This window comes from Cupriavidus phytorum (assembly GCF_003254285.1).
GTDB classification, from domain to species: domain Bacteria; phylum Pseudomonadota; class Gammaproteobacteria; order Burkholderiales; family Burkholderiaceae; genus Cupriavidus; species Cupriavidus phytorum.
Window position 1 is genome coordinate 365,804 of sequence record NZ_QKZN01000001.1, and the last position, 19,703, is coordinate 385,506.

Below are 19,703 nucleotides of genomic sequence, written 5' to 3' on the forward strand. Positions count from 1 at the left end.
GGGAGAAGGCAAGGAAAGGATGGGCTGAAGGCGTAGCCTCAACGCGCCCGCAACGCCTCCACAATATTCATCCGCGCCGCCCGCACCGCCGGCAGGAAGCCCCCTACCAGCCCCATCGCCATCGAGAACGCCAGCGTCTGCAGCGCAATCGCCGGCGTCAGGATAAAGCGGAACGACAGGTCGGCGAAGGTCTGGAAGTTGGTCGTCGAGAACGACGCGAACTGCATCAGCGCCGCGCATGCCAGTCCCGCGGCACCGCCGACCAGGCCCAGCAGCGCCGCTTCGGCCAGGAACGCGGCCAGCACGCTGGCACGCTGGAATCCGAGCGCCCGCAGCGTGCCGATCTCGGCCACGCGGTTGGCCACCGAGGCGTACATGGTGATCATGGCGCCGATCATCGCCGCGATCGAGAAGATGGTCGACAGCGTAAAGCCCAGGATATTGATAAAGCCCGACAGCGCCTTGGACTGGTCGCTGTAGAAGGCCTGCTCGCGCTTGGCCTCGTCGGCAAGGCGCGGATCGACGTCGAGGTCGGCGCGAAAGCGCTCGAACAGCGCGGAATCGGCCAGCCTGACCACCATCGACGAATACGAATTGCGCCGGAACGATTGCATCAGCTGGTCGACGTCGCCCCAGATCTCGGAATCGAACCCGCTGCCGCCGGCGTCGAAGTGGCCGACCACGGTCCAGTCGCGTTGCGCAAAGCGCAGGTGCTCGCCGATCTGCACGCCGGCAAAGCCGCCGGCGATGCTGCTGCCGACGATGATCTCGGACGAGCCCGGCCGGAACATGCGCCCGGCCACCAGCCGCACCTGCGGGCGCAGGTCCATGCCCGCCGGCGAGATGCCGCGGATCACCACGTTGGACGGCTGGCCGGTGCTGGCCTTGGTCAGCGAGATCAGCACCACGGCCTCGCGCGACGCGAGCGGCCGGCCGGCGCCGCTCATGGCCACGGCCGGGTGCATCTCGATGATGCTCGCCTGGTCGCGGTTGACCGCGCTCTGGATCTCGGTCTCGGCGCCCTTGCGGATCACCACCACGTTGTCGTGCTCTCCGGTGGTGACCAGCGTCTTCTTCAGCCCGGCGTCGAGCATCAGCATGGTGGCGAAGACGAACACCACCAGCGCCAGGCCGGCCGCGGTCAGCGCGGTGGTCAGGCGACGGGCCCACAGGTTGCGTGCGATATAGGTCAGCGGGATGGCCATGGCGGTCCCCTCGCGCTAGCCGATGGCCCGCAGGCCCTCGACGATGCGCACGCGCGCCGCCTGCAGCGCCGGCACGATGCCGGCAAAGATGCCCACCGCCAGCGCGCACGCCGCCTGCAACTGCATGGTTTGAGGCGATACCGTGAACACCGGGAACACGCCGCCCACCGCCTGCTTGAAGGCAGTGGCCACCGGCGGCGTGGCCAGCATGCCGAGCGCGCCGCCGGCCACGCACAGCGCCAGCGATTCGCCGAACACCAGCAGCGCCAGGAAACCGGGGCCGAAGCCCAGCGCTTTGAGCGTGGCGTATTCCACGGTGCGCTCGCGCGCGCTCATCGCCATGGCGTTGGCCATCACCGCCATGATGATCACGATCACCACGTACGACACTACGCGGATGGCCGCGATGATCTGGTTCGACATCGCGACAAAGCCCAGCTGGAAGGCCTGCTCGGTTTCGGTCAGGGTTTCGGCCAGCGAATTGCGGAACACGCCGTCGACCTGGCGCGAGATCGCCGCGGTGTTGTCGGGATTGCCGACGCCCAATATATAGACACCGACCTGGTCGGCCTGGCGCGGGGTGCGCTTGCGCACGGTCTCGTTCAGGTATTCCCAGTGGAACACCATCTGGCGCGTGATGGTGCTCTCGTCGCGCCCGTCCATGATGCCGCGCACCACGAATTCCCAGGTGCCCGGGTAGATGGTGCCCTTGATGGGGATCACGTCGCCGACCTTGAAGCCGAACTGGTCGGCGAGCTGGCGTCCCACCAGCGCGCCCTTGCGGTCGCGCTGGTAGTCGGCGCGTTGCGCGTCCGGCACGATGAATTCGGGATAAAGGTCGAGGTAGTTGTCGGAGACCGCGAACTGCGCAAAGAAATTCTTCGGATCGCGATAGACCCCGCCGAACCAGTTGGAGCGCGCCACCATGGTCACGCCGTCGATGCCCTTGATGCGGCTTTCGTAGCTGAGCGGCAGCGGAAACACCAGCGAGATCGCATTGCGCGTGACCAGCCGCGCGCTGGAGGCGGCCGAGGCGCCGGCATACCAGGCATCGATCACGGTCTGCAGCAGCCCGAACGCCAGCACCGCAATCACCAGCCCGAACACCGTCAGCGTGGTGCGCAGCTTGTGCCGCAGCGCATTGCGGGCGATCAGCTTGAGCGCGTACATGGTGAATCGAGGCTATGCCGGCTCGCCACGGATCAGCTCCCCCTTTTCCAGGTGCACCAGCGAGCCGGCCGCGGCGGCGGCGTGCGCGTCGTGCGTGACCATGATGATGGTCTTGCCGGCATCGGCGTTGAGCCGCTGCATCATCGCCAGGATCTCGGCCGCCGAGGTGCGGTCGAGGTCGCCGGTGGGCTCGTCGGCGACGATCAGCGCGGGGTCGGTAATCAGCGCGCGCGCGATCGCCACGCGCTGCTGCTGGCCGCCCGAAAGCTCGGACGGATAGTGGCTCATGCGGTCGGCCAGGTTGACCATGTCCAGCACCAGTTCCACGCGCGCGCGCCGCTCCGCGCGCGGCAGGCGCGTCAGCATCAGCGGCAGCTCGACGTTCTCGAACGCGGTCAGCACCGGCATCAGGTTGTAGAACTGGAAGATAAAGCCGACATTGGCGGCGCGCCAGTCGGCCAGCGCCGCTTCCGGCAGCTGCGTGATGTCCAGCCCGGCAACGCGCAGCGTGCCGCGGTCGGGGCGGTCGATGCCGGCAATCAGGTTCAGCAGCGTGCTCTTGCCCGAGCCGGAGGGGCCCATCAGCGCGACGAAATCGCCTTCGCCGATCTCCAGCGAGATATCGGTCAGCACCGGCACGGTCTGCACGCCGCGCCGGTACGACTTGGCGACGTGGTCGATCTGCACCAGCGGCGCGGCGCGCATGCGGCCCTCGCTCATGGCTTGGCCGTGCTTACGCGGCTGCCGTCGCCGATGTGGTCGCCGGGCGACAGCACCACCACGTCGCCCGGCTTGACGCCCTGCACGGCCACCAGCTCGCCCAGCTTGTCGCCGGTCCTGACCGTCATCTCGTGCGCCTTGCCGTCCCTGACCACGTAGACCACCTGGCGGCCGTCGCGCGTGGCGATCGCGGCCGGCTGCACCGCGACCACCGGCTGGCGATCCTGCGCGGTGGCCGCGCGCGACAGGAAGGCGATCTTGGCGCTCATGTCCGGCAGCACGCGCGCATCGCGGTCGACAAAGCGCACCTTGACCAGCACCGTGGCCTTGGAGCGGTCCACCGTCGGCACGATGCGCGCGACCTGCCCGGCCAGGCGCAGGCCGGGCAGGGCGTCGAGCAGCAGCTCGCAGGGCTGGTCGACGCGGATGCGGGCGATATTCGATTCGGCGACATCGGCTTCGACTTCCAGCGTTTCCATGTCGGCGATGGTGACGATCGCACCCTTGGTGTCGGCCGCGGCCGAGAAGGGCGTGATGTTGTCGCCCACGTTGGCATGCTTGACCAGCACCACGCCGTCGAACGGCGCGCGCACCACGGTCTGCTCGACCGCGACCTCGGCCGCGCGCGCATTGGCCTGCGCCGACACCACCGACGCGCGCGAGCTGTTCACCGATGCCCGCGCCTTGTCGAAGCGCGCCACGTCGGCATCGTACTGGGTGCGCGAGATCGCGTTCGGCACGATCAGCACCTTGGAGCGGCGCAGGTTCACTTCGGCATCCTTCAGCTCGGCCTGCTGCAGCGCCAGGTTGGCCTGCGCCACCTGCACCTGCGCCTGCGCCTGCGCGAACGATGCGGCCACGTCCTTGCTTTCCAGCCGCGCGATCACCTCGTCCTTCTTCACGCGCGAGCCTTCGAGCACGCCCAGCCATTCCAGCCGGCCCTGCGCCTTCGACGCGACCGCCGCCTTGCGCTGCGGCACGACATAGCCGGTGGCGTTCAGCAGCGTGAAGTTCTGCGTGGGGTAGGCGGAGGTAACGGTGGCGGTCTGCACCGGCCGCGGGCCGGCCAGCCGGAGGGCAATGCCGGCCAGCGCCAGCAGCACCACCGCGATGACGGCGTAGCGCAGCCACCGGCGCCGGGGGCGGATACTCGCGCCGGCCGCGGCGGCTTGCCGGTCGATCTTGAGCCTGGACAGGTCGTGGTCAGCCACTGCGCGCTTCCTTTTTCCGGAATGGGCGGGGCTGTCAGTATAGCGGTGATGGAGAAGGCTTTCGTTGATTGCGAGGCGAGCAAACCGGCAGCTAATGCTCGCCCTCCACCGCCAGCTTCAGCTTGCCCAGCGCAAACTCCCATTGCCGCCCGATCGCTTCCAGCGACCGGCGCGCGGCATCGAGCTGGCCGGGCTCGAACTGCCACAGGCGCTCGCGACCGGCGCGGCTGTCGTGCACCAGCCCGGCCTGCGCCAGCACCTGCAGGTGCTTGGTCACCGCCTGCCGCGTCATCGCGCTGCCCGCCGTCAGTTGCGCGATCGACATCGCGCCGCCGGCGCACAGCGCCGCCACCAGCCGCAGCCGGGTTTCGTCGCCGAGCGCGGCAAAGACCGCGGCGGACTGCCGCAGCTCCGGCGCGTCCGGCAGCGTATCAGGCAGTGCCGGCAACATGCTGGCGGATATTGTTGACCTGCTCGTCCCAGCCGCCGCTGTTGATGCGGAAGGCTTCCTGGCGGCGTTCGGGTGGGATCCGGTCAAAGCCGGACTCGACCACGGTCAGCATGGTCCCGCCTTCCACTTCGCGCAGCGTGAATTCCACCAGCGTGGCCGGCTCGTCCGAGTAATCGCGCCCGCGCTCCAGCGGCGCCGGATGCCAGCGCCACGACAGCAGCCGTTCCGGCTCCATGCGTTCGACGTGGACGTCGAATTTCAGGTATTCGTAACCCGGATAGGTGATGCTGCCCACCACGCGTGCGCCCGGGGCGAAGCTGGCGCCGTCGAAGCGGACGCCGAACCAGCTGCCGAAGGTATCGGCATCGGTCAGCGCGTGCCAGACGCGCGCGACCGGGGCTTCGATCAGGATGCTGCGTTCGATGCGGTCGGTGTCGGAAGGCATGGGCGGTCTCCTGGTTCAGGTATCAACATGCAACGCGATGGTTGCATCGTAGGAGCTCCGCCCGTGAAATGCAACCAAAAGGTTGCAGTTCTGCCATTCCCTCACAGATCCAGCACCAGCCGCTGCCCACTGCAGCGCGACACGCACAGCATCATGGTTTTCTGCGCCGCCTTCTCGGCGTCGGACAGGTACTGGTCGCGATGGTCGGCCTCGCCCTCGACGATGGCGGTCTCGCACGAGCCGCAGATGCCCTCGCGGCACATGCAGTCCACCTTGATCCCGGCTTTCTCGATCGCGCGCAGCAGCGATTCGTCGGCGCCGACCTGCAGCGTCATGCCGCTCTTGTGCAGCACGGCCTCGAAGGCGCCGCCGGTGGCGTCGACTTCGTTGCGGAACTGCTCGAAGTGGATGCGCGCGGCATCCCAGCCGGCGGCGCGCGCGGCGTTGACCACGGCATCGTTGAGCAGGGCCGGGCCGCATACGTAGACGTGGGTGTCGGCAGGCTGTGCGGCGATCAGCGCGGGGATGTCGAGCAGGGTGCCGTGGTCGCTTTCATACAGGTGTAGCTGGCCGGGCTGCAGCGTGGCCGGCAGCACGTCGAGGAAGGCGGCGGACTGCGTGTTGCGGAAGCAGTAATGCAGCTCGAACGCGGCGCCGCGCGCGGCCAGCGCCTGGATATGCGTCATGAACGGCGTGATGCCGATGCCGCCGGCGATCAGCAGGTGGCGGCCGGCGCCGTGGTCCAGACCGAACAGGTTCCCGGGCGCGCCGATGTGCAGTTCGTCGCCTTCGCGCACCTGTTCGTGCATGAAGCGCGAGCCGCCGCGCGAGGCTTCTTCCAGGCGCACGGCGATCTGGTAGTGGCGGGGCTCGTCCAGCGTGCTGGTCAGCGAGTAGGCGTTGCGCAGCCGGCCGCCGTCCATGTGGACGACGACGTGGCTGCCGCTGTCGAAGGCGGGCAGCGCGGCGCCGTCGCAGGGTTGCAGGGTGAAGCGCTTGATGCCGGCGGCCAGCGGCTCGACGCGGCCGACGCGCACGCGGAGCGTGTCAGTCATGGCGGTACCTCGGAATTCAGGGATTGCTAGAGACGCGAGAAATGCGGGAGGGAAGGCGGACCGGCGTCGCGCCGGCCCGCCCGGGCCATCAGGTAATGACCGTCAGCCTGGCGGCAATCCACACCACCAGCCCGCCGACGACCAGCGCCACATAGGGCAGCACGCCGGCGCGCGCGTTGGGCAGTTCCATGTCGCGGCGCATCGACTCGGGGAAGCGGCCCTTGTCCTGGATGTAATGGCGGTAGATGAACACCGGCACGATCAGCAGCGCGGCGATCAGGCCGTTGCGCAGCGTGTGTTCGCCCTGGAAGTTGGCGCCGGCGCCGACGAAGGCCAGGTCGAAGAAGCCCAGGAACGCGCCCAGCGCCAGCAGCCAGTTCTTGCACTTGTACGGCCGCGGCCAGTCGGGGCGGTCCATGCGGTGGATCCAGCCCGACTGCAGGTTCAGGAACACGAAGATCATGTAGCAGACGTTGGAGATTGACAACACTGCCATGTAGTTCGACATCAGCAGCAGGAACAGGTTGAACAGCAGGTCCGTCCACATCGCGCGGGTGGGCGAGCCGTGCTCGTTCACGTGCGACAGGTAGCGCGGCAGCCAGCCGTCGACCGAGGCCTGGTACAGCGTGCGCGACGAACCCATCATCGAGGTCATCACGATCAGCAGGATCGCCAGCACCAGCATCACCACGATCACGTTGAATACCACCGCGCCGCCGCCGACGAACCTGGCCATGGCCGCGCCCACGCCGGAGCCGTCGACGATGTCCGGCGCCAGCATGCCCTGCAGCCCGAGCGAGCCCTGGAAGGCGATCGGCACCGCGATGAACATGAACAGGCACAGCACGCCGGACCAGAAGATCGCCTTGAAGGTGTCCTTCTGCGGGTCCTTGAACTCGCGCGTGTAGCACACCGCGGTCTCGAAGCCGAAGGTCGACCAGCACGCCAGGAACATCGCGCCCATCGCCGTGCTGATGCCCGCGGCGTTCCAGCCGCCCAGCACCGCGGCGCCTGAGGCGTCATGCGTCAGCGGCAGCAGCGGGAAGAAGCTGGTCGAAGGCATGTCGCCGGTGAACAGCGGCACCAGCGCGATCACCACCAGCGGCGTCAGTGAGGCGATGCCCAGGATGCGCTGCGTGGTCGCCGCCGCGGAAGCGCCGCTGTGCTGCAGCTTGAAGGTGATCAGCAGGAACGCGGTGGCGAGCAGGAAGGTGGAATTCACCCGCAGCGTCAGGCCCTTGCTGACGAAGCCCAGGTCCACCAGCGTCAGCTGCCAGGTGTTGATGACGGAATCGGCCGGGAACAGCGCGCTGAGCATGTAGCCGGCCGCCAGGCTGGTGCCGAGCGCCAGCATCGGCGACCACGCCACCCAGTTGCACCAGACCGAGACCGGTGCGACGAACTTGCTGTAGCGGACCCAGCCCATCGCGCCGTACACCGACGCGCCGCCCGATTTGTGCGGGTACAGGCCCGAGATCTCGGCGTAGACGAAGCACTGGGCAAAGCCGACCAGGATGGCCAGGATCCAGATCACCCAGGCCGGGTTGCCGATGGTGGCGGACACGCCGCCGATGGTGAAGAGCACGCCCGCGGGCACGCCGCTGGTAACCCAGAAGGCATCCTTCCAGGTCAGGGTGCGCTGCAGTTCATGCGATGGGGCTTGTTGCTGGGTTTGCTGCTGCTGCGCAGGGGCGAGCGGCGCCTGCGCGCCGAGCGACAGCACGTCTTTTTGTGAATACACGATGTCTCCTTGCTTCCCGGTTGCCGTGTTGCGTGTTGCAGGAGCGAGGCTCCGTCACGGTCTGCCGTCTGCGGTCTGGGTGGGTACGTTGCGGTACTGCCTGCCGGGTTACGACGGTCGGGAATGTGTGGCGGCGATTTTGGGCGGCTTCGTCATGGTTGTCTCCTGTTGTCATCCCGGGGTTGCCAGACACCCGTTTCCCAGGGTGCCCGGCGTTTCCCGTTCTTTTGATTCACCAGAAGTTAATTAGATAACCTATGGTGTTTCGGTGAGTATAGGAAGGTCGGTGAGGCAAGGCAACGGAAGTTTTGTATCGCCGTTGCCAGGCGTCCTGGCCACCACCTGGCTATTGCTGCACGGGCTGGCCGGGACGCGGCGCGCCCAGCGTTTCCGCCACCGCCCGCCCGCTGTGGCCCCGCCGACGGTTGCGCCACCAGCCCAGCAGCGTCAGCGCCAGCCAGAAGCACTGGGTCAGGAACGACGCCAGGTTGAACGCGCCCGCCAGCGAGATCAGGATGCAGCTCGGCCCGATCACGTTGAGGACGACGGCCAGCCTGCCGGTCGGGGATTTGTGCAGGACCTGCACGGCAAAGTGCGCGGCAACGTAGGCGGCAACGCCGACAAGTCCGGTTGCGTCGGTAAGACCCAGGGAGGCCATGGTGGTGTGTGCTTCGTAAGGCAGTGGTACAGCGGTGGATAAACGCCGTCAGAAAGTCTTGGTCAGCGAGACCAGGAACGTGCTTTTCAGCGGATTGGAAACGGACGGGTTGCCGGAGGAGTCCAGCGCCCCGGTGGTGTATTTGTCGTAGACGTCGGTGCGGCCCCAGCCGCGCGTATAGGCTCCGGTCACGGTCCAGCCACCCTCGAAGGCCTTGGACAGCGCCACGCGCACGTCGCGGAAGTTGTAGGCGGCAAAGTTGCGCACGCGCTCCTGGCCGTAGTGCAGCAGCAGCGTGACGCCGTGGCCCAGGTCGAAGGTGCCGTTGATGTCCAGGTAGCCGGAGCCGCGGCTGTGCAGGTTGTTGCCGGACAGCAGCGAGGCGCTGTTGTAGCCGAAGTAGTCGGGGGTATACGTCAGCCAGTACTTGACGTTGAACCACTTCCACGTCAGCGACGCGACTGCCTCGCCGTAGTTGTATTTGGTCTGCGCGTATTGCAGCTTCGCACCCGGGTAGAGGTAGTAATAGACCTGCCCGGCGTAGACGAAGTCGCCGACGCTGCCGGTATAGCCGGCGTACAGATCCCATTCGACCGTGCCGCCCTCGATGAACTTGTCGCTGATGCTCGACATCCAGGTGCCGGCGGAAAAGCCGCTGGGGTGGCTGTAGTCGATGCCGCCCTGCACCGCGGGCTTGCCCCAGGTCTGGCGGAAACCGCGCGACACGTACTGGGACGTCAGCGTCATGTTGGCGCTCCAGGGCGAAGTTGCCGCGGTGGTCTCCGCAGGCGGAACGGTGGCGGTGACCTGCGGCACCGGCGCGACCGCCAGCGTGGTGTCGCCGCCGGCCTGCGCCAGCGCCGGCAGCGCCTGGCACAACAGCAGGGGCAGGGCGCAGGACAGCGTTGGTCTGGCGGCAAAGGGTTTGCGCAGCATGGTTGTGTCTCCTCCGTGCAGCCGGTCTGGGTTTGTGTGTTGGGTTGCCGGCTTTGGTGGTGGTGGAGGCGCGACGCGTCCGACCGGGCGCACGCTGCCCGCCGGGACGCCGGTCCCGGCAGCACAGGTGCCGCAGTCAGGGTTCGGGCCGAAGGCCCGGGCGCCGCGCCGCTGGGGTCAGGCAGGCATCGGCAGGGGCATGCGCGCGGCAGGCGGTTGCGCGCGTTCCGCCACCGTCTGCATGCGCGCGGGTGCGGCCTTGTAGTAAGGCGCCGTCGAACGCTGCAGTGGCGCGCGGCCACGGATCACGTCGGCGAGCTTCTCGGCCATCATGATGGTGGGCGCGTTCAGGTTGCCGGTGACGATCTTCGGCATGATCGACGCGTCGACCACGCGCAGGCCCGACAGCCCGTGCACGCGGCCGTGGGTGTCGACCACCGCCATCGGGTCGGAGGCGTCGCCCATCTTGCAGGTGCAGGACGGATGCAGCGCGGTCTCGGCATGCTCGCGCACGAAGGCGTCGATCTCGGCATCGCTCTGCACCATCATGCCGGGCTTGATCTCGCGGCCGCGGAACTGGTCCATCGCCTGCTGGCCGATGATCTCGCGCGTCAGCCGCACCGCGGCGCGGAACTCGCGCCAGTCGACGTCGTGCGCCATGTAGTTGAACAGCAAGCGCGGCTTGACGCGCGGATCGCGGCTGGCCAGCTTGACGAAGCCGGTGCTGGGCGAGCGCATCGAGCCCACGTGGCACTGGAAGCCGTGCGACTTCACCGGGTTGCTGCCGTCGTAGTTCATCGCCAGCGGGATGAAGTGGTACTGCAGGTTGGGCCAGGCGAACTCGTCGCTGCTGCGGATAAAGCCGCCGGCCTCGAAGTGGTTGGACGCGGCCGTGCCGGTGCCGCGCAGGTACCACTCGATGCCGATCGCCGGCTTGTTCCACCACTGCAGCGCCGGGTACAGCGAGACCGGCTTGGTGCATTCGTACTGCAGGTACATCTCCAGGTGGTCCTGCAGGTTCTCGCCGACACCTTTCAGGTCGACTACCGTATCGATGCCGAACGCGCGCAGCTCGTCGGCATTGCCCACGCCCGAGCGCAGCAGCAGCTGCGGCGACGCGATCGCGCCATTGCTGACGATCACCTCCCGGCGCGCGCGGGCCTCGCGCACGTGGTCGCCCTGCAGGTACGACACGCCGATGGCGCGTTGTCCGGCGAACAGGATGCGGTCGGCCAGCGCACGCGTATGCACGGTCAGGTTGGGACGTTCGCGGGCCTGGTCGAGGTAGGCCAGCGAGGTGCTGCAGCGGCGCCCGCCGGCGGTGGTGGTGCGGTCCATCGGGCCGAAGCCTTCCTGCCGGAAGCCGTTGAGGTCATCGGTGCGGCCGTAGCCGGCCTGCTCGCCGGCCTGGATAAAGGCATCGAACAGCGGGCTGATGCCGGCCTTGGGCGTGGTCACGTGCAGCGGTCCGTTGCCGCCGTGGTAGTCGTTGGCGCCCTTGTCGTAGGTCTCGGCCTTGCGGAAGTAGGGCAGGCAGTCGGCGTAGCTCCAGTTCTCCAGCGACCGGGTTTCCGCCCAGCCGTCATAGTCCATCGCATTGCCGCGGATATAGCACATGCCGTTGATCAGCGACGACCCGCCCAGGCCCTTGCCGCGTCCCTGCGTCATGCGGCGGTTGTTCATGTGCGGCTCGGGCTCGGTGACATAGGCCCAGTTGTAGGTGGTGCCCTGCAGCGGATACGCCAGCGCCGCCGGCATCTGCGTGCGCCAGTCCAGGCGCCAGTCGGGGCCGCCTGCCTCCAGCAGCAGCACCGAGACACCGGCGTCCTCGCTCAGCCGCGCCGCCAGCACGCAGCCGGCCGAGCCCGCGCCGACGATGATGTAGTCGTACTCATGGATTGCCTGCATGGTGCAATCTCCTTGTTTGCGTGACGCCGTGCGTGGCGGCCCATGGGGACGGCTCCGCCGCGCACGCGATTGCGAAGTCGGCTGCGCTCAGGCGCCGAACCAGCCCATCGCCTTGGGGGCGAGGTTGATATAGCTGTGCTTGAGCTCGGTGTACTCGTCCAGGCCGATGCGTGCCAGCTCGCGGCCGATGCCGCTCGCCTTGTAGCCGCCCCACGGCGCTTCCGGGAAGTACGGGTGGTAGTCGTTGACCCATACCGTGCCGAAGCGCAGCGCGCGCGACATGCGGTTGGCCTTGTCCAGGTCGCGGGTCCAGACCGCGGCGGCCAGGCCATACGGCGTGTCGTTGGCGGCACGCAGCGCTTCTTCCTCGGAGCGGAAGCGCTCGGCGGTGATCACGGGCCCGAAAATCTCCTCCTTCGCAATCTTCATGTCTGCCGTCACGTCGGCCAGCAGCGTCGGTTCCAGCCAGTAGCCCTGCTTGTACACGTCGCCGGCCGGCCGCTTGCCGCCGTGGACGAGGCGCGCGCCCTCGGCGATGCCGGCCTGCACCATGCCCAGGATCTTCTCGTGCTGTTGCGCCGACTGCACCGGGCCCATCTGGGTTTCGCCATGGAAGCCGTTGCCGATCACGATGCGCGGCAGGCGTTCGGCCAGCCGGCCGATGAATGCATCATAGATGCTGTCCTCGACCATCAGCCGCGAACCCGCGGAGCAGACCTGGCCGGCATGGAAGAACGCGGCGTTGAGCGCGTAGTCGACCGCGGCATCGAGGTCGGCATCGGCAAAGACGATATTCGGATTCTTGCCGCCCAGCTCCAGGCCGATGCGCTTGAAGTTGCCGGTGGCGGCCTTCATGATGCTTTCGCCGGCAAAGGCGCCGCCGGTGAAGGACACCAGGTCCACGTCGAGGCTTTCGGCCAGTTCCGCGCCCACTTCGGCGCCGCCGGTCACGAGGTTGAACACGCCCGGCGGCAAGTCCAGCTCGGCGACCAGCTGAGTGAAATGATGCGTGGTCAGCGGCGTCAGGTTGCTGGGCTTGATCACCACGGTGTTGCCGGCGCCCAGCGCGGGCGCGATCTTCCATGCGGCCTGCAGCAGCGGGTAGTTCCACGGCGTGATCAGGCCGCACACGCCGACCGGCTCGCGCAGCGTGCGGCTGATGACGTGGTGCGGCGCCTCGTTGACGGCGCCCGATTCCGATGCCACCAGTCCGGCAAAGTAGCGGAAGGTGGCGGCGATATCGCCCATGTCGGTGCGGCTCTCGGTCAGCGTCTTGCCGGTGTTGAGCGATTCGAGGTGGGCGAGCTTTTCGGCATCGCGGTCGATCAGTTCGGCGATCTTGTTCAGCAGCCTGGCCCGGTCGCGGATCGTGGTCTGGCGCCACGGGCCGTCAAAGGCGCGGCGCGCGGCTGCAATCGCCAGGCGCGCATCGGCGCGGGTGGCTTCGGCGGCCTGGGCAATCACCGATTCGTCGGCCGGGCTGACGATGGCGCGCGTGCCTTGGTCGATGGGCGACTGCCACTGGCCGTCGATGTAAAGCTGGGTCTGGATCATTGCTGCGGTTCCGGTTGATCTGGTGGTTCAGGCGGCCAGGGCGTCGCGCACCATCTGCTGGAAGTGCTGTACACCGTGCTCGCCGATGGCGGAGGTCTTGTCGTCGGTGACCAGCAGCGGGCCCTGCCCGTTGCGGTAGCCGCGCGACTTCAGGCCGCGCTGCACCGATTCGACGATGCTGAGGTCTTCGGGCTTGAGCACGTTCTTGTAGTACTCGATCAGCTGTTCCTGCTCGGCCGTGGGCGTGCTGTCGCGGAAGTAGAACTCGAAGTGCTGGATGGTGGTGTCGGCATCCACCGGGAACATGTAGAACACGCCGTAGTTGCCGTCGCCCGGCAGCACGTTCAGCGTCACGTTGGGCCACAGCCAGTACGCGGCGAAGTCGGTGTTGGGGGCGTCGCTGTCATAGGTGAAGGCATCGCTGCCCGAGCGGGTCTGGCCGACCTGGCTGGTGTAGAGGCCGCGCACTTCGTGCTTGTAGGTCTCCATCCGGATCGACTCCACCAGCGCCGGGTGCGCGGTCTGGCAGTGCAGGCATTCCAGGTAGTTGTCGACCACCACCTTCCAGTTGGCCTTCATCTCGTAGCTGAGCTTGTGCGCCGGCACCAGCTTGTCCACGTCCGGGCAGCGCGCGCGGATCTCGTCGTTCAGCCCGGCGGCCAGTTCTGCGAGCGGCTTCGCGTCCATGTCCAGGTTGACGAACACCAGGCCGCAGAACTCTTCCACCCGCACCGGCGTCAGGCCGGCGTTGTCCTTGCAGAAGCCCGGCACGTTTTCGGCGTTGCGCACATGGATCAGCTTGCCGTCCAGGCCGAACGACCACGCGTGGTAGGGGCAGGTGATCACGTTTTTCGCCTTGCCGGCGCCGTCGGCGAACAGCTCGTGCGCGCGGTGCGGGCAGACGTTGTAGAACGCGCGCAGCACGCCGTCGCGGCCGCGCACCACGAAGATGTTCTCGCCTGCCACCTGGGCGGTGGCGTACTGGTTGTTCCCGGCCACCTGGCTCTTGTGCATCACGCACACCCAGCTGCGCGCGAAGATGGTCTTCTTCTCATGCTCGAAGATTTCCTGCGAGGTGTAGTAGTGGGCCGGCAGCGTGTAGGCGAGCGACGGCGTGGTGCAGACGGGGGCTGCGGTCTCTTGCATTTGGGGTGTCTCCTCGTTGATCTCGGTGCTTTATGAATTCACTATAAGTAAATTAAATTACCAACAGTGATTTGAGAAGAAGTGTAGTGAGGAGGATCGGAGTGTTGCAATTCAAAAACGCGATCTTGTGAGGAAAATTAATTATCAAAAACTATCAATTCGCGCGATTTACGGGGATGGTGTAAGGTTCGAGTTACTCAATTCACCATCGGTTGAAAAAAAGCGGAGGAGCGCCCATGACCGAAGACACTTTTGCCACGCGCCTGAAGGGGGTGCTGGAAGGCAAAAGGATCATGCTCAAGCAGGTCGCCGAGGCCCTGTCGGTGTCGCCGTCGGCCGTGCACAAGTGGACGCGCGGCGGCGAGATCGAGTACGAGCGCCTGCTGGCGCTGGCGCGCTTCCTCGGCGTCAACTGGCTATGGCTGCGCTACGGCGAGCAGGCCATCGCCGATCTCGAGGCCAGCACCGCGTCCGACCCGCATATCAAGGAACTGCGCCAGAAGCACCTCGCCGAGATCATGGAAAGCGAGGCGCGGATGAAGTTTGCGCAGGAGGTCTCGGGCATCGTCACCTGGGAATGGAACGTGCTGACCGATGGCCTGACCTATTCCTCCAACGACGTCTCGCTGTTCGGCCGCCATATCCGCAACATGGACGACTTCTGGGCCTGCGTGCATCCCGGCGACGTGGCGCGGCTGAAGGAGGTGCTGGCGCGCACGCTCGGCGCGCAGGAGATGCACGAGTGGGAATTCCGCGTGGTGCATGAGGACAACACGCGCTGGATCTCGTCGCGGGCCACGCTGGTGCGCGATTTCGACCAGCGCCCGGTCAAGATGATCGGCGTCAGCCTCGACATCACCGAGCGCCGCCGCGCCGAGGCCGCGCTGCGCCAGAGCGAGGCGCTCTTGGCCAAGGCGCAGCAGATTGCCCACCTGGGCGGCTGGTACTGGAATATCCAGACCGACGACTGCGCCTGGACCGACGAGGCCTATCGCATCTTCGGCTGGGCCCCGCAAGCGTTCAAGGTGACCATGGAGCGCTACTTGGCATCGATCGTCGAGGAAGACCGCCCACGCGTGCAGGCCGCGATCCGCGCCGCCATCGTCGACAAGGCGCCGTATCGCGTCGACTACCGCATCCAGCTGCCGGACGGCAGCCATCGCGACATCCATGAGGAAGGCGAGGTCACGCTGGACGAGCATGGCAATGCGCTGACGATGGTGGGGGCGTCGCAGGACGTTACGCCCGGATAGGGGCTGGTAGCACAGGCTGGCCGCGCAGCGGCCGGATCATCGAAGGGCGGCGTTGCCGCCCTTTTTCGTTTGGGCGGGGCGTTCCCGTCACCTTGGTTCCGGGAAATATCGTTTGTTTCAGTGTAAACCATGCTGGAACGTTTGTTTCATGACCGGCTATGATGGCATCTCCTGGCGCCGGCCCCCGCGCGCCTGTCCACGGAGGAGAAAACCATCATGTCCCTGGCCAAGCCAGCCATGCCACAGGCGCCCGCCCACGCCGGCGCGCTGCCGGATGCCGCCGATACCGCGTTCGCCAAGGTCACGCGCCGCATCGTGCCGTTTATCGTGCTGTGCTACTTCTTCAGCTACCTCGACCGGGTCAACGTCGGTTTCGCCAAGCTGCAGATGCAGCAGGCGCTCGGGCTCAGCGACGTGGTCTACGGCTTCGGCGCAGGCATCTTCTTCTGGGGCTACATGCTGTGCCAGGTGCCGTGCAGCCTGCTGATCTACCGCTTCGGCATGCGCCGCTGCATGGCGGCCATCATGATCCTGTGGGGGCTGGTCTCGGCCGCCACCATGTTCGTGACCACGCCGCTGGAGTTCTACGCCGCGCGCTTCCTGCTGGGCGTGACCGAGGCCGGCTTCTTCCCGGCCGCGGTGATGTACCTGAACAAGTGGTACCCGGCCGACCGCCAGTCGCGCATCATGTCGATCCTGTTCCTGGCGATGCCGCTCGGCATGGTGCTGGGCGGGCCGATTTCCGGCGCGCTGATGTCGGCCACGCATGACCTGCACGGGCTCGACGGCTGGCAATGGATGTTCCTGATCGAGGCGCTGCCTGCCATCCTGCTGGGCCTGCTGCTGTTGCGCATGCTGCCGGAATCACCGGAGACCGCGCCCTGGCTGACGCCGGCCGAGGCCGCCACCATCACCCGCACGCTCAACACCGAGAACGCGAAGAAGAACACTCGTTTCAGCGCCGCGCTGAAGTCGCCGATCCTGTGGGTGCTGATGGCGATCTGCCTGCTCTTCAATATCGGCAACTACGGGCTGGTGTTCTGGCTGCCCACCATCATCCAGTCGACCGGGATGTCGTCGCCGCTGGAGATCGCCATGCTGACGGCGATTCCGTATGCCGTGGCGTGCGTGGCGATGAACCTCAATGCCGCACACGCCGAGCGCACTGGCGAGCGCCGCCTGCACGCCGCGCTGCCGCTGCTGGTGGCAGCGGTGGGGATGTGGGCCAGCACGCTGTTCCCGCACAACACGGTGCTGGCGATGGTGTTCCTGACCATCGGCATTTCGGGTCTGATGTCGACGCTGTCGATGTTCTGGGGCCTGCCGGGCCGCGTGCTGGCCGGCACCGCCGCGGCCGGCGGCATCGCCATGATCAACAGCGCCGCCAGCCTGGCCGGCCTGATCGGCCCGGTGCTGATGGGCGGGATCAAGCAGAGCACGGGCAGCATCTCGCTGGGCGTGCTGGCGCTGGCCGGGCTGATGCTGGCCGCGGCGGTGCTGCTGCTGGCGATCCCGCGCCAGCTGATGCAATCGCGGGGCTGAACCATGGTGCAAGGTCATGGCGATGATCCGGCCCGCCTGGTAGAGCAGGCCGCGGCCGCTCTGCAATTACCGGTTGCGTCGCACGATTGCGAGCAGGCCGCCGCGCTGCTGGCCGGCATGGCGGCGATGGTGGCGCGCTTGCGCGACGCGCTGGCGCAAGGGGAGGGGCAGCATGACCGCTGACACCTTGAGCGCTGCCGCCATGGCGGCGCAAGTGCGCAGCGGCGCGCGCCCCGCCATCGAACTGGTGCGCGAGGCCTTGCGGCGCGCCGAAGCGGCGGCGCCGCTCAATGCCTGCTCGGCGCTGCTGGCGCACCGCGCGCTGGCGCAGGCGGCGGCCCTGGACCGCCGGCGGGCCCACGGCCTGCCGCTGCCAGCGCTGGCCGGCGTGCCGTTCGTGGTGAAGAACCTGCTTGACGTGCGCGGCCACGCCACCCTGGCCGGTGCCGCGCCACGCGCGCAGCAGCCGCCGGCCACGCGCGATGCGGATGCGGTCGAGGCGCTGGTGGCCGCGGGCGCGGTGCCGGTCGCGCTGGCGGCGATGGACGAATACGCGTGCGGTGCCACCGGCGAGAACGTGATCGGCGGCCCGGTGCGCAACCCGCTCGACCGGTCGCGCATCACTGGCGGCTCGTCGGCGGGCACCGCGGCGCTGGTGGCGGCCGGCGTGGTGCCGTTCGGGCTGGGCTCGGACACCAATGGCTCGATCCGTGCGCCGGTCGCGTTCTGCGGCATCTGGGGGCTGCGCCCGACCACGGGCCGGCTATCGCTGCGCGGATGCGTGCCGTATGCGCAGAGCCTGGATACGGTGGGACCGATGGCGGGGAGCGCCGGGGACTTGGCGCTGGCCTATGCGGCCATGCTTGGCCTGGATGCGCCCGAGGATGAGCAAGGCAGGGGTGTCGCGACGTTGCGCGTCGGCATGCTCGGCCAAGGCATTGCCGATTTTGCCGAGCCAGCGGTGCAGGCGGCCGTGCTGCGCGCGGCAGCGGCCTTCGGCACGGTGCGCACCATCGACCTGCCCGACGCGGATGCCGCGCGCGATGCGGCGTCCGTGATCTCCGCCTATGAAGTCGGACGCAACCACCAGGCCATGGATTTCTCCGCGCGCCATGGCGGCTACAGCGCCTTCGTGCGCCAGCGCATCCTGGCCGGGCTGGCGATGCCGCGGGATTGGTATGACACCGCGCGCCGATATCAGTCGGCGTGGCGGCAGCGTCTGCTGGCGCTGTTCGACGACGTCGACCTGCTGCTGGCGCCTTCGACTCCCTATCCCGCCACGCCGATCGGCGCCGAGACCATCGAAGGTGCTGGCCGCCTCTACCGCCCGCGTGCCGATGCCGGCCACATGACGCGGCCGTTGTCGCTGGCGGGCCTGCCGGTGGTGGCCGCGCCTTGCGTGGGCGAAGGCTTGCCGGTGGGCATCCAGATCATGGCACCGCCGTGGCGGGAAGACCTGGCGCTGGCGGCAGGGCGTTTCCTCGAGGTGGAGGGCCTGTGCCGCAGCGCTGTGCCTCGATCTATGTAACATATGTTTCATGGCAAAGCGTGCGCTAGGGGCTGCCAACTGGGTCCGTACCGCGGGTTCGGTTTGCTCCCTTCTAACGGCTAAAGAAACAAATGTTGCATTGACCGCAGTCGTGAACCTATACTGCAAACGCATAACGCGCCAAGCCAGCTACTGAACGGGATATCGACATGCAAAAACAATGGCAGCAACGAAGGAGGTCGCTGGCCACTCTGTTGTGGCTGGGCGCCGCATTCATGGCCGGCCACGCGGCCGCAGACAACTATCCCGCGCGTCCGATCCGCCTGGTGGTGCCGTCCGCAGCCGGCGGCAGTCCCGACGTGCTGATGCGCGCGCTGGGCGCCGAGGCCGCCAGGTCGCTCGGCCAGTCGTTCGTGATCGACAACAAGCCCGGCGCCTCGGGCGTGATCGGCATCTCCGAGCTGGAGCGCGCCGCGCCCGACGGCTACACGCTCGGCTACGCCAACAACGTCACGCTGTCGATCAACAAGAGCACCTTCCGCAAGCTGCCGTACCGGCCCGATGCCTTCGTGCCGGTGGTGCTGCTGTTCAAGGTGCCGAACGTGATCGCGGTCCGTCCGGACATGCCGGTGAAGACCTTTGCCGAGCTGGTTGCCCACATCAAGGCCAACCCGGACAAGATTACCTACGCCTCGCCCGGGCAAGGCACGTCCGGCCACCTCACCGGGCAGCTGCTGGCCGACAAGGCTGGCCTGGCCTGGACCCATGTCGGCTACAAGGGCAGCCCGCAGGCCGCAACCGATGTGGTGGGCGGCCAGGTCAACGTGCTGATCGACAACATGCCCACCATCCTGCCGCTGATCAAGGCCGGCAAGCTCAAGCCGCTTGCCGTGACCAGCCAGGCACGCTCGCCGCTGCTGCCGGCGCTGCCGACCATCGCGGAATCCGGCGTGCCTGGCTTCGAGGGCGTGGCGTGGGGCGGCCTGGTGGCGCCGCAGGGCACCCCCGCCGAGGTGGTGGCCAGGCTCAACGGCGCCTTCAACCGCGCGCTGGCGGAGCCGGCCATCCGCGAGAAATTCGCCGCGCTGGGCGCCGAGCCGGTCGGCGGCACGCCGCAGGCGCTGGCCGGCTATGCCGCGCGGGAAACCGACAAATGGGCGGCGGTGGTCAGGCAGGCCGGCATCGCGCCGCAGTAAGGCCGCCGACAAGACAAGGACTG

18 protein-coding genes are annotated in these 19,703 nt (G+C 67.5%); 5 read left to right on the forward strand and 13 right to left on the reverse strand.

The genetic code is table 11. From position 1 onward, the window contains the following. Nucleotides 1-38 precede the first annotated feature (38 nt). From C7416_RS01610 to C7416_RS01670, 13 genes are all read right to left on the reverse strand, one after another. The gene (locus C7416_RS01610; RefSeq protein WP_111516807.1) at nt 39-1,205 is read right to left on the reverse strand and encodes an ABC transporter permease; all 1,167 of its coding nucleotides are present in this window, start codon (nt 1,203-1,205) and stop codon (nt 39-41) included. Between the two features lie 15 nt (nt 1,206-1,220). Continuing rightward, the gene (locus C7416_RS01615) at nt 1,221-2,375 is read right to left on the reverse strand and encodes an ABC transporter permease (protein WP_111516808.1); all 1,155 of its coding nucleotides are present in this window, start codon (nt 2,373-2,375) and stop codon (nt 1,221-1,223) included. Between the two features lie 12 nt (nt 2,376-2,387). Beyond that, entirely contained in the window at nt 2,388-3,080 is a 693-nt protein-coding gene (locus C7416_RS01620) for an ABC transporter ATP-binding protein (protein WP_026164489.1), read from the reverse strand. Between the two features lie 11 nt (nt 3,081-3,091). Then, the gene (locus C7416_RS01625) at nt 3,092-4,306 is read right to left on the reverse strand and encodes an efflux RND transporter periplasmic adaptor subunit (RefSeq protein WP_111516809.1); all 1,215 of its coding nucleotides are present in this window, start codon (nt 4,304-4,306) and stop codon (nt 3,092-3,094) included. A gap of 91 nt (nt 4,307-4,397) precedes the next feature. Further along, the gene (locus tag C7416_RS01630; RefSeq protein ID WP_111516810.1) at nt 4,398-4,757 is read right to left on the reverse strand and encodes an ArsR/SmtB family transcription factor; all 360 of its coding nucleotides are present in this window, start codon (nt 4,755-4,757) and stop codon (nt 4,398-4,400) included. Beyond that, nucleotides 4,738-5,202, reverse strand: coding sequence for an SRPBCC family protein (locus C7416_RS01635; protein WP_111516811.1), 465 nt, complete (start codon nt 5,200-5,202; stop codon nt 4,738-4,740). Before C7416_RS01635 ends, C7416_RS01630 begins: the two co-directional genes overlap by 20 nt. Nucleotides 5,203-5,303: 101 nt before the next feature. Next, a complete protein-coding gene (locus C7416_RS01640; RefSeq protein ID WP_111516812.1) occupies nt 5,304-6,257 on the reverse strand; it encodes a PDR/VanB family oxidoreductase in 954 nt (317 codons plus the stop codon). A gap of 88 nt (nt 6,258-6,345) precedes the next feature. Continuing rightward, nucleotides 6,346-7,980, reverse strand: a complete 1,635-nt coding sequence (locus C7416_RS01645; protein ID WP_373425137.1) for a trimethylamine N-oxide permease — start codon at nt 7,978-7,980, stop codon at nt 6,346-6,348. A 364-nt stretch (nt 7,981-8,344) separates the two neighbouring features. Beyond that, nucleotides 8,345-8,656 carry a CBU_0592 family membrane protein gene (locus C7416_RS01650; protein ID WP_111516814.1) on the reverse strand — a complete coding sequence of 104 codons (312 nt, stop codon included), beginning with the start codon at nt 8,654-8,656 and terminating at the stop codon, nt 8,345-8,347. Between the two features lie 48 nt (nt 8,657-8,704). Further along, nucleotides 8,705-9,592 carry a TorF family putative porin gene (locus tag C7416_RS01655; protein ID WP_111516815.1) on the reverse strand — a complete coding sequence of 296 codons (888 nt, stop codon included), beginning with the start codon at nt 9,590-9,592 and terminating at the stop codon, nt 8,705-8,707. Nucleotides 9,593-9,769: 177 nt separating this feature from the next. After that, on the reverse strand, nt 9,770-11,500 hold the full coding sequence (gene betA, locus C7416_RS01660) for a choline dehydrogenase (RefSeq protein WP_111516816.1): 1,731 nt from the start codon (nt 11,498-11,500) through the stop codon (nt 9,770-9,772). 87 nt (nt 11,501-11,587) lie between these two features. Next, nucleotides 11,588-13,054: an aldehyde dehydrogenase family protein gene (locus C7416_RS01665; RefSeq protein WP_111516817.1), complete on the reverse strand. Its 1,467-nt coding sequence runs from the start codon at nt 13,052-13,054 to the stop codon at nt 11,588-11,590. A gap of 27 nt (nt 13,055-13,081) precedes the next feature. Further along, nucleotides 13,082-14,200: an aromatic ring-hydroxylating oxygenase subunit alpha gene (locus C7416_RS01670; protein ID WP_111516818.1), complete on the reverse strand. Its 1,119-nt coding sequence runs from the start codon at nt 14,198-14,200 to the stop codon at nt 13,082-13,084. Nucleotides 14,201-14,436: 236 nt separating this feature from the next. Here C7416_RS01670 and C7416_RS01675 point away from each other — a divergent pair, with 236 nt between their 5' ends. The 5 genes from C7416_RS01675 (at nt 14,437) to C7416_RS01695 (ending at nt 19,680) form a co-directional block, all read left to right on the forward strand. Next, on the forward strand, nt 14,437-15,453 hold the full coding sequence (locus C7416_RS01675) for a helix-turn-helix domain-containing protein (RefSeq protein ID WP_111516819.1): 1,017 nt from the start codon (nt 14,437-14,439) through the stop codon (nt 15,451-15,453). Between the two features lie 216 nt (nt 15,454-15,669). Beyond that, nucleotides 15,670-16,995 (forward strand): MFS transporter, encoded by a 1,326-nt coding sequence (locus C7416_RS01680; RefSeq protein ID WP_111516820.1) that lies wholly within the window; start codon nt 15,670-15,672, stop codon nt 16,993-16,995. A 3-nt stretch (nt 16,996-16,998) separates the two neighbouring features. Next, nucleotides 16,999-17,178, forward strand: coding sequence for a hypothetical protein (locus C7416_RS01685; protein WP_111516821.1), 180 nt, complete (start codon nt 16,999-17,001; stop codon nt 17,176-17,178). Further along, nucleotides 17,168-18,523 (forward strand): AtzE family amidohydrolase, encoded by a 1,356-nt coding sequence (locus C7416_RS01690; protein ID WP_111516822.1) that lies wholly within the window; start codon nt 17,168-17,170, stop codon nt 18,521-18,523. The genes C7416_RS01685 and C7416_RS01690 overlap by 11 nt, the downstream gene beginning before the upstream one ends. Before the next feature lie 170 nt (nt 18,524-18,693). Then, on the forward strand, nt 18,694-19,680 hold the full coding sequence (locus tag C7416_RS01695) for a Bug family tripartite tricarboxylate transporter substrate binding protein (protein WP_111516823.1): 987 nt from the start codon (nt 18,694-18,696) through the stop codon (nt 19,678-19,680). Nucleotides 19,681-19,703 lie beyond the last annotated feature (23 nt).

Coding starts and splice junctions, on each gene's coding strand:
- C7416_RS01610 (WP_111516807.1), bottom strand. CDS start 1,205: ATGGCCATCCCGCTGACCTATATCGCACGCAACCTGTGGGCCCGTCGC.
- C7416_RS01615 (WP_111516808.1), bottom strand. CDS start 2,375: ATGTACGCGCTCAAGCTGATCGCCCGCAATGCGCTGCGGCACAAGCTG.
- C7416_RS01620 (WP_026164489.1), bottom strand. CDS start 3,080: ATGCGCGCCGCGCCGCTGGTGCAGATCGACCACGTCGCCAAGTCGTAC.
- C7416_RS01630 (WP_111516810.1), bottom strand. CDS start 4,757: ATGTTGCCGGCACTGCCTGATACGCTGCCGGACGCGCCGGAGCTGCGG.
- C7416_RS01635 (WP_111516811.1), bottom strand. CDS start 5,202: ATGCCTTCCGACACCGACCGCATCGAACGCAGCATCCTGATCGAAGCC.
- C7416_RS01640 (WP_111516812.1), bottom strand. CDS start 6,257: ATGACTGACACGCTCCGCGTGCGCGTCGGCCGCGTCGAGCCGCTGGCC.
- C7416_RS01650 (WP_111516814.1), bottom strand. CDS start 8,656: ATGGCCTCCCTGGGTCTTACCGACGCAACCGGACTTGTCGGCGTTGCC.
- C7416_RS01655 (WP_111516815.1), bottom strand. CDS start 9,592: ATGCTGCGCAAACCCTTTGCCGCCAGACCAACGCTGTCCTGCGCCCTG.
- betA (WP_111516816.1), bottom strand. CDS start 11,500: ATGCAGGCAATCCATGAGTACGACTACATCATCGTCGGCGCGGGCTCG.
- C7416_RS01665 (WP_111516817.1), bottom strand. CDS start 13,054: ATGATCCAGACCCAGCTTTACATCGACGGCCAGTGGCAGTCGCCCATC.
- C7416_RS01670 (WP_111516818.1), bottom strand. CDS start 14,200: ATGCAAGAGACCGCAGCCCCCGTCTGCACCACGCCGTCGCTCGCCTAC.
- C7416_RS01675 (WP_111516819.1), top strand. CDS start 14,437: ATGACCGAAGACACTTTTGCCACGCGCCTGAAGGGGGTGCTGGAAGGC.
- C7416_RS01680 (WP_111516820.1), top strand. CDS start 15,670: ATGTCCCTGGCCAAGCCAGCCATGCCACAGGCGCCCGCCCACGCCGGC.
- C7416_RS01685 (WP_111516821.1), top strand. CDS start 16,999: ATGGTGCAAGGTCATGGCGATGATCCGGCCCGCCTGGTAGAGCAGGCC.
- C7416_RS01690 (WP_111516822.1), top strand. CDS start 17,168: ATGACCGCTGACACCTTGAGCGCTGCCGCCATGGCGGCGCAAGTGCGC.
- C7416_RS01695 (WP_111516823.1), top strand. CDS start 18,694: ATGCAAAAACAATGGCAGCAACGAAGGAGGTCGCTGGCCACTCTGTTG.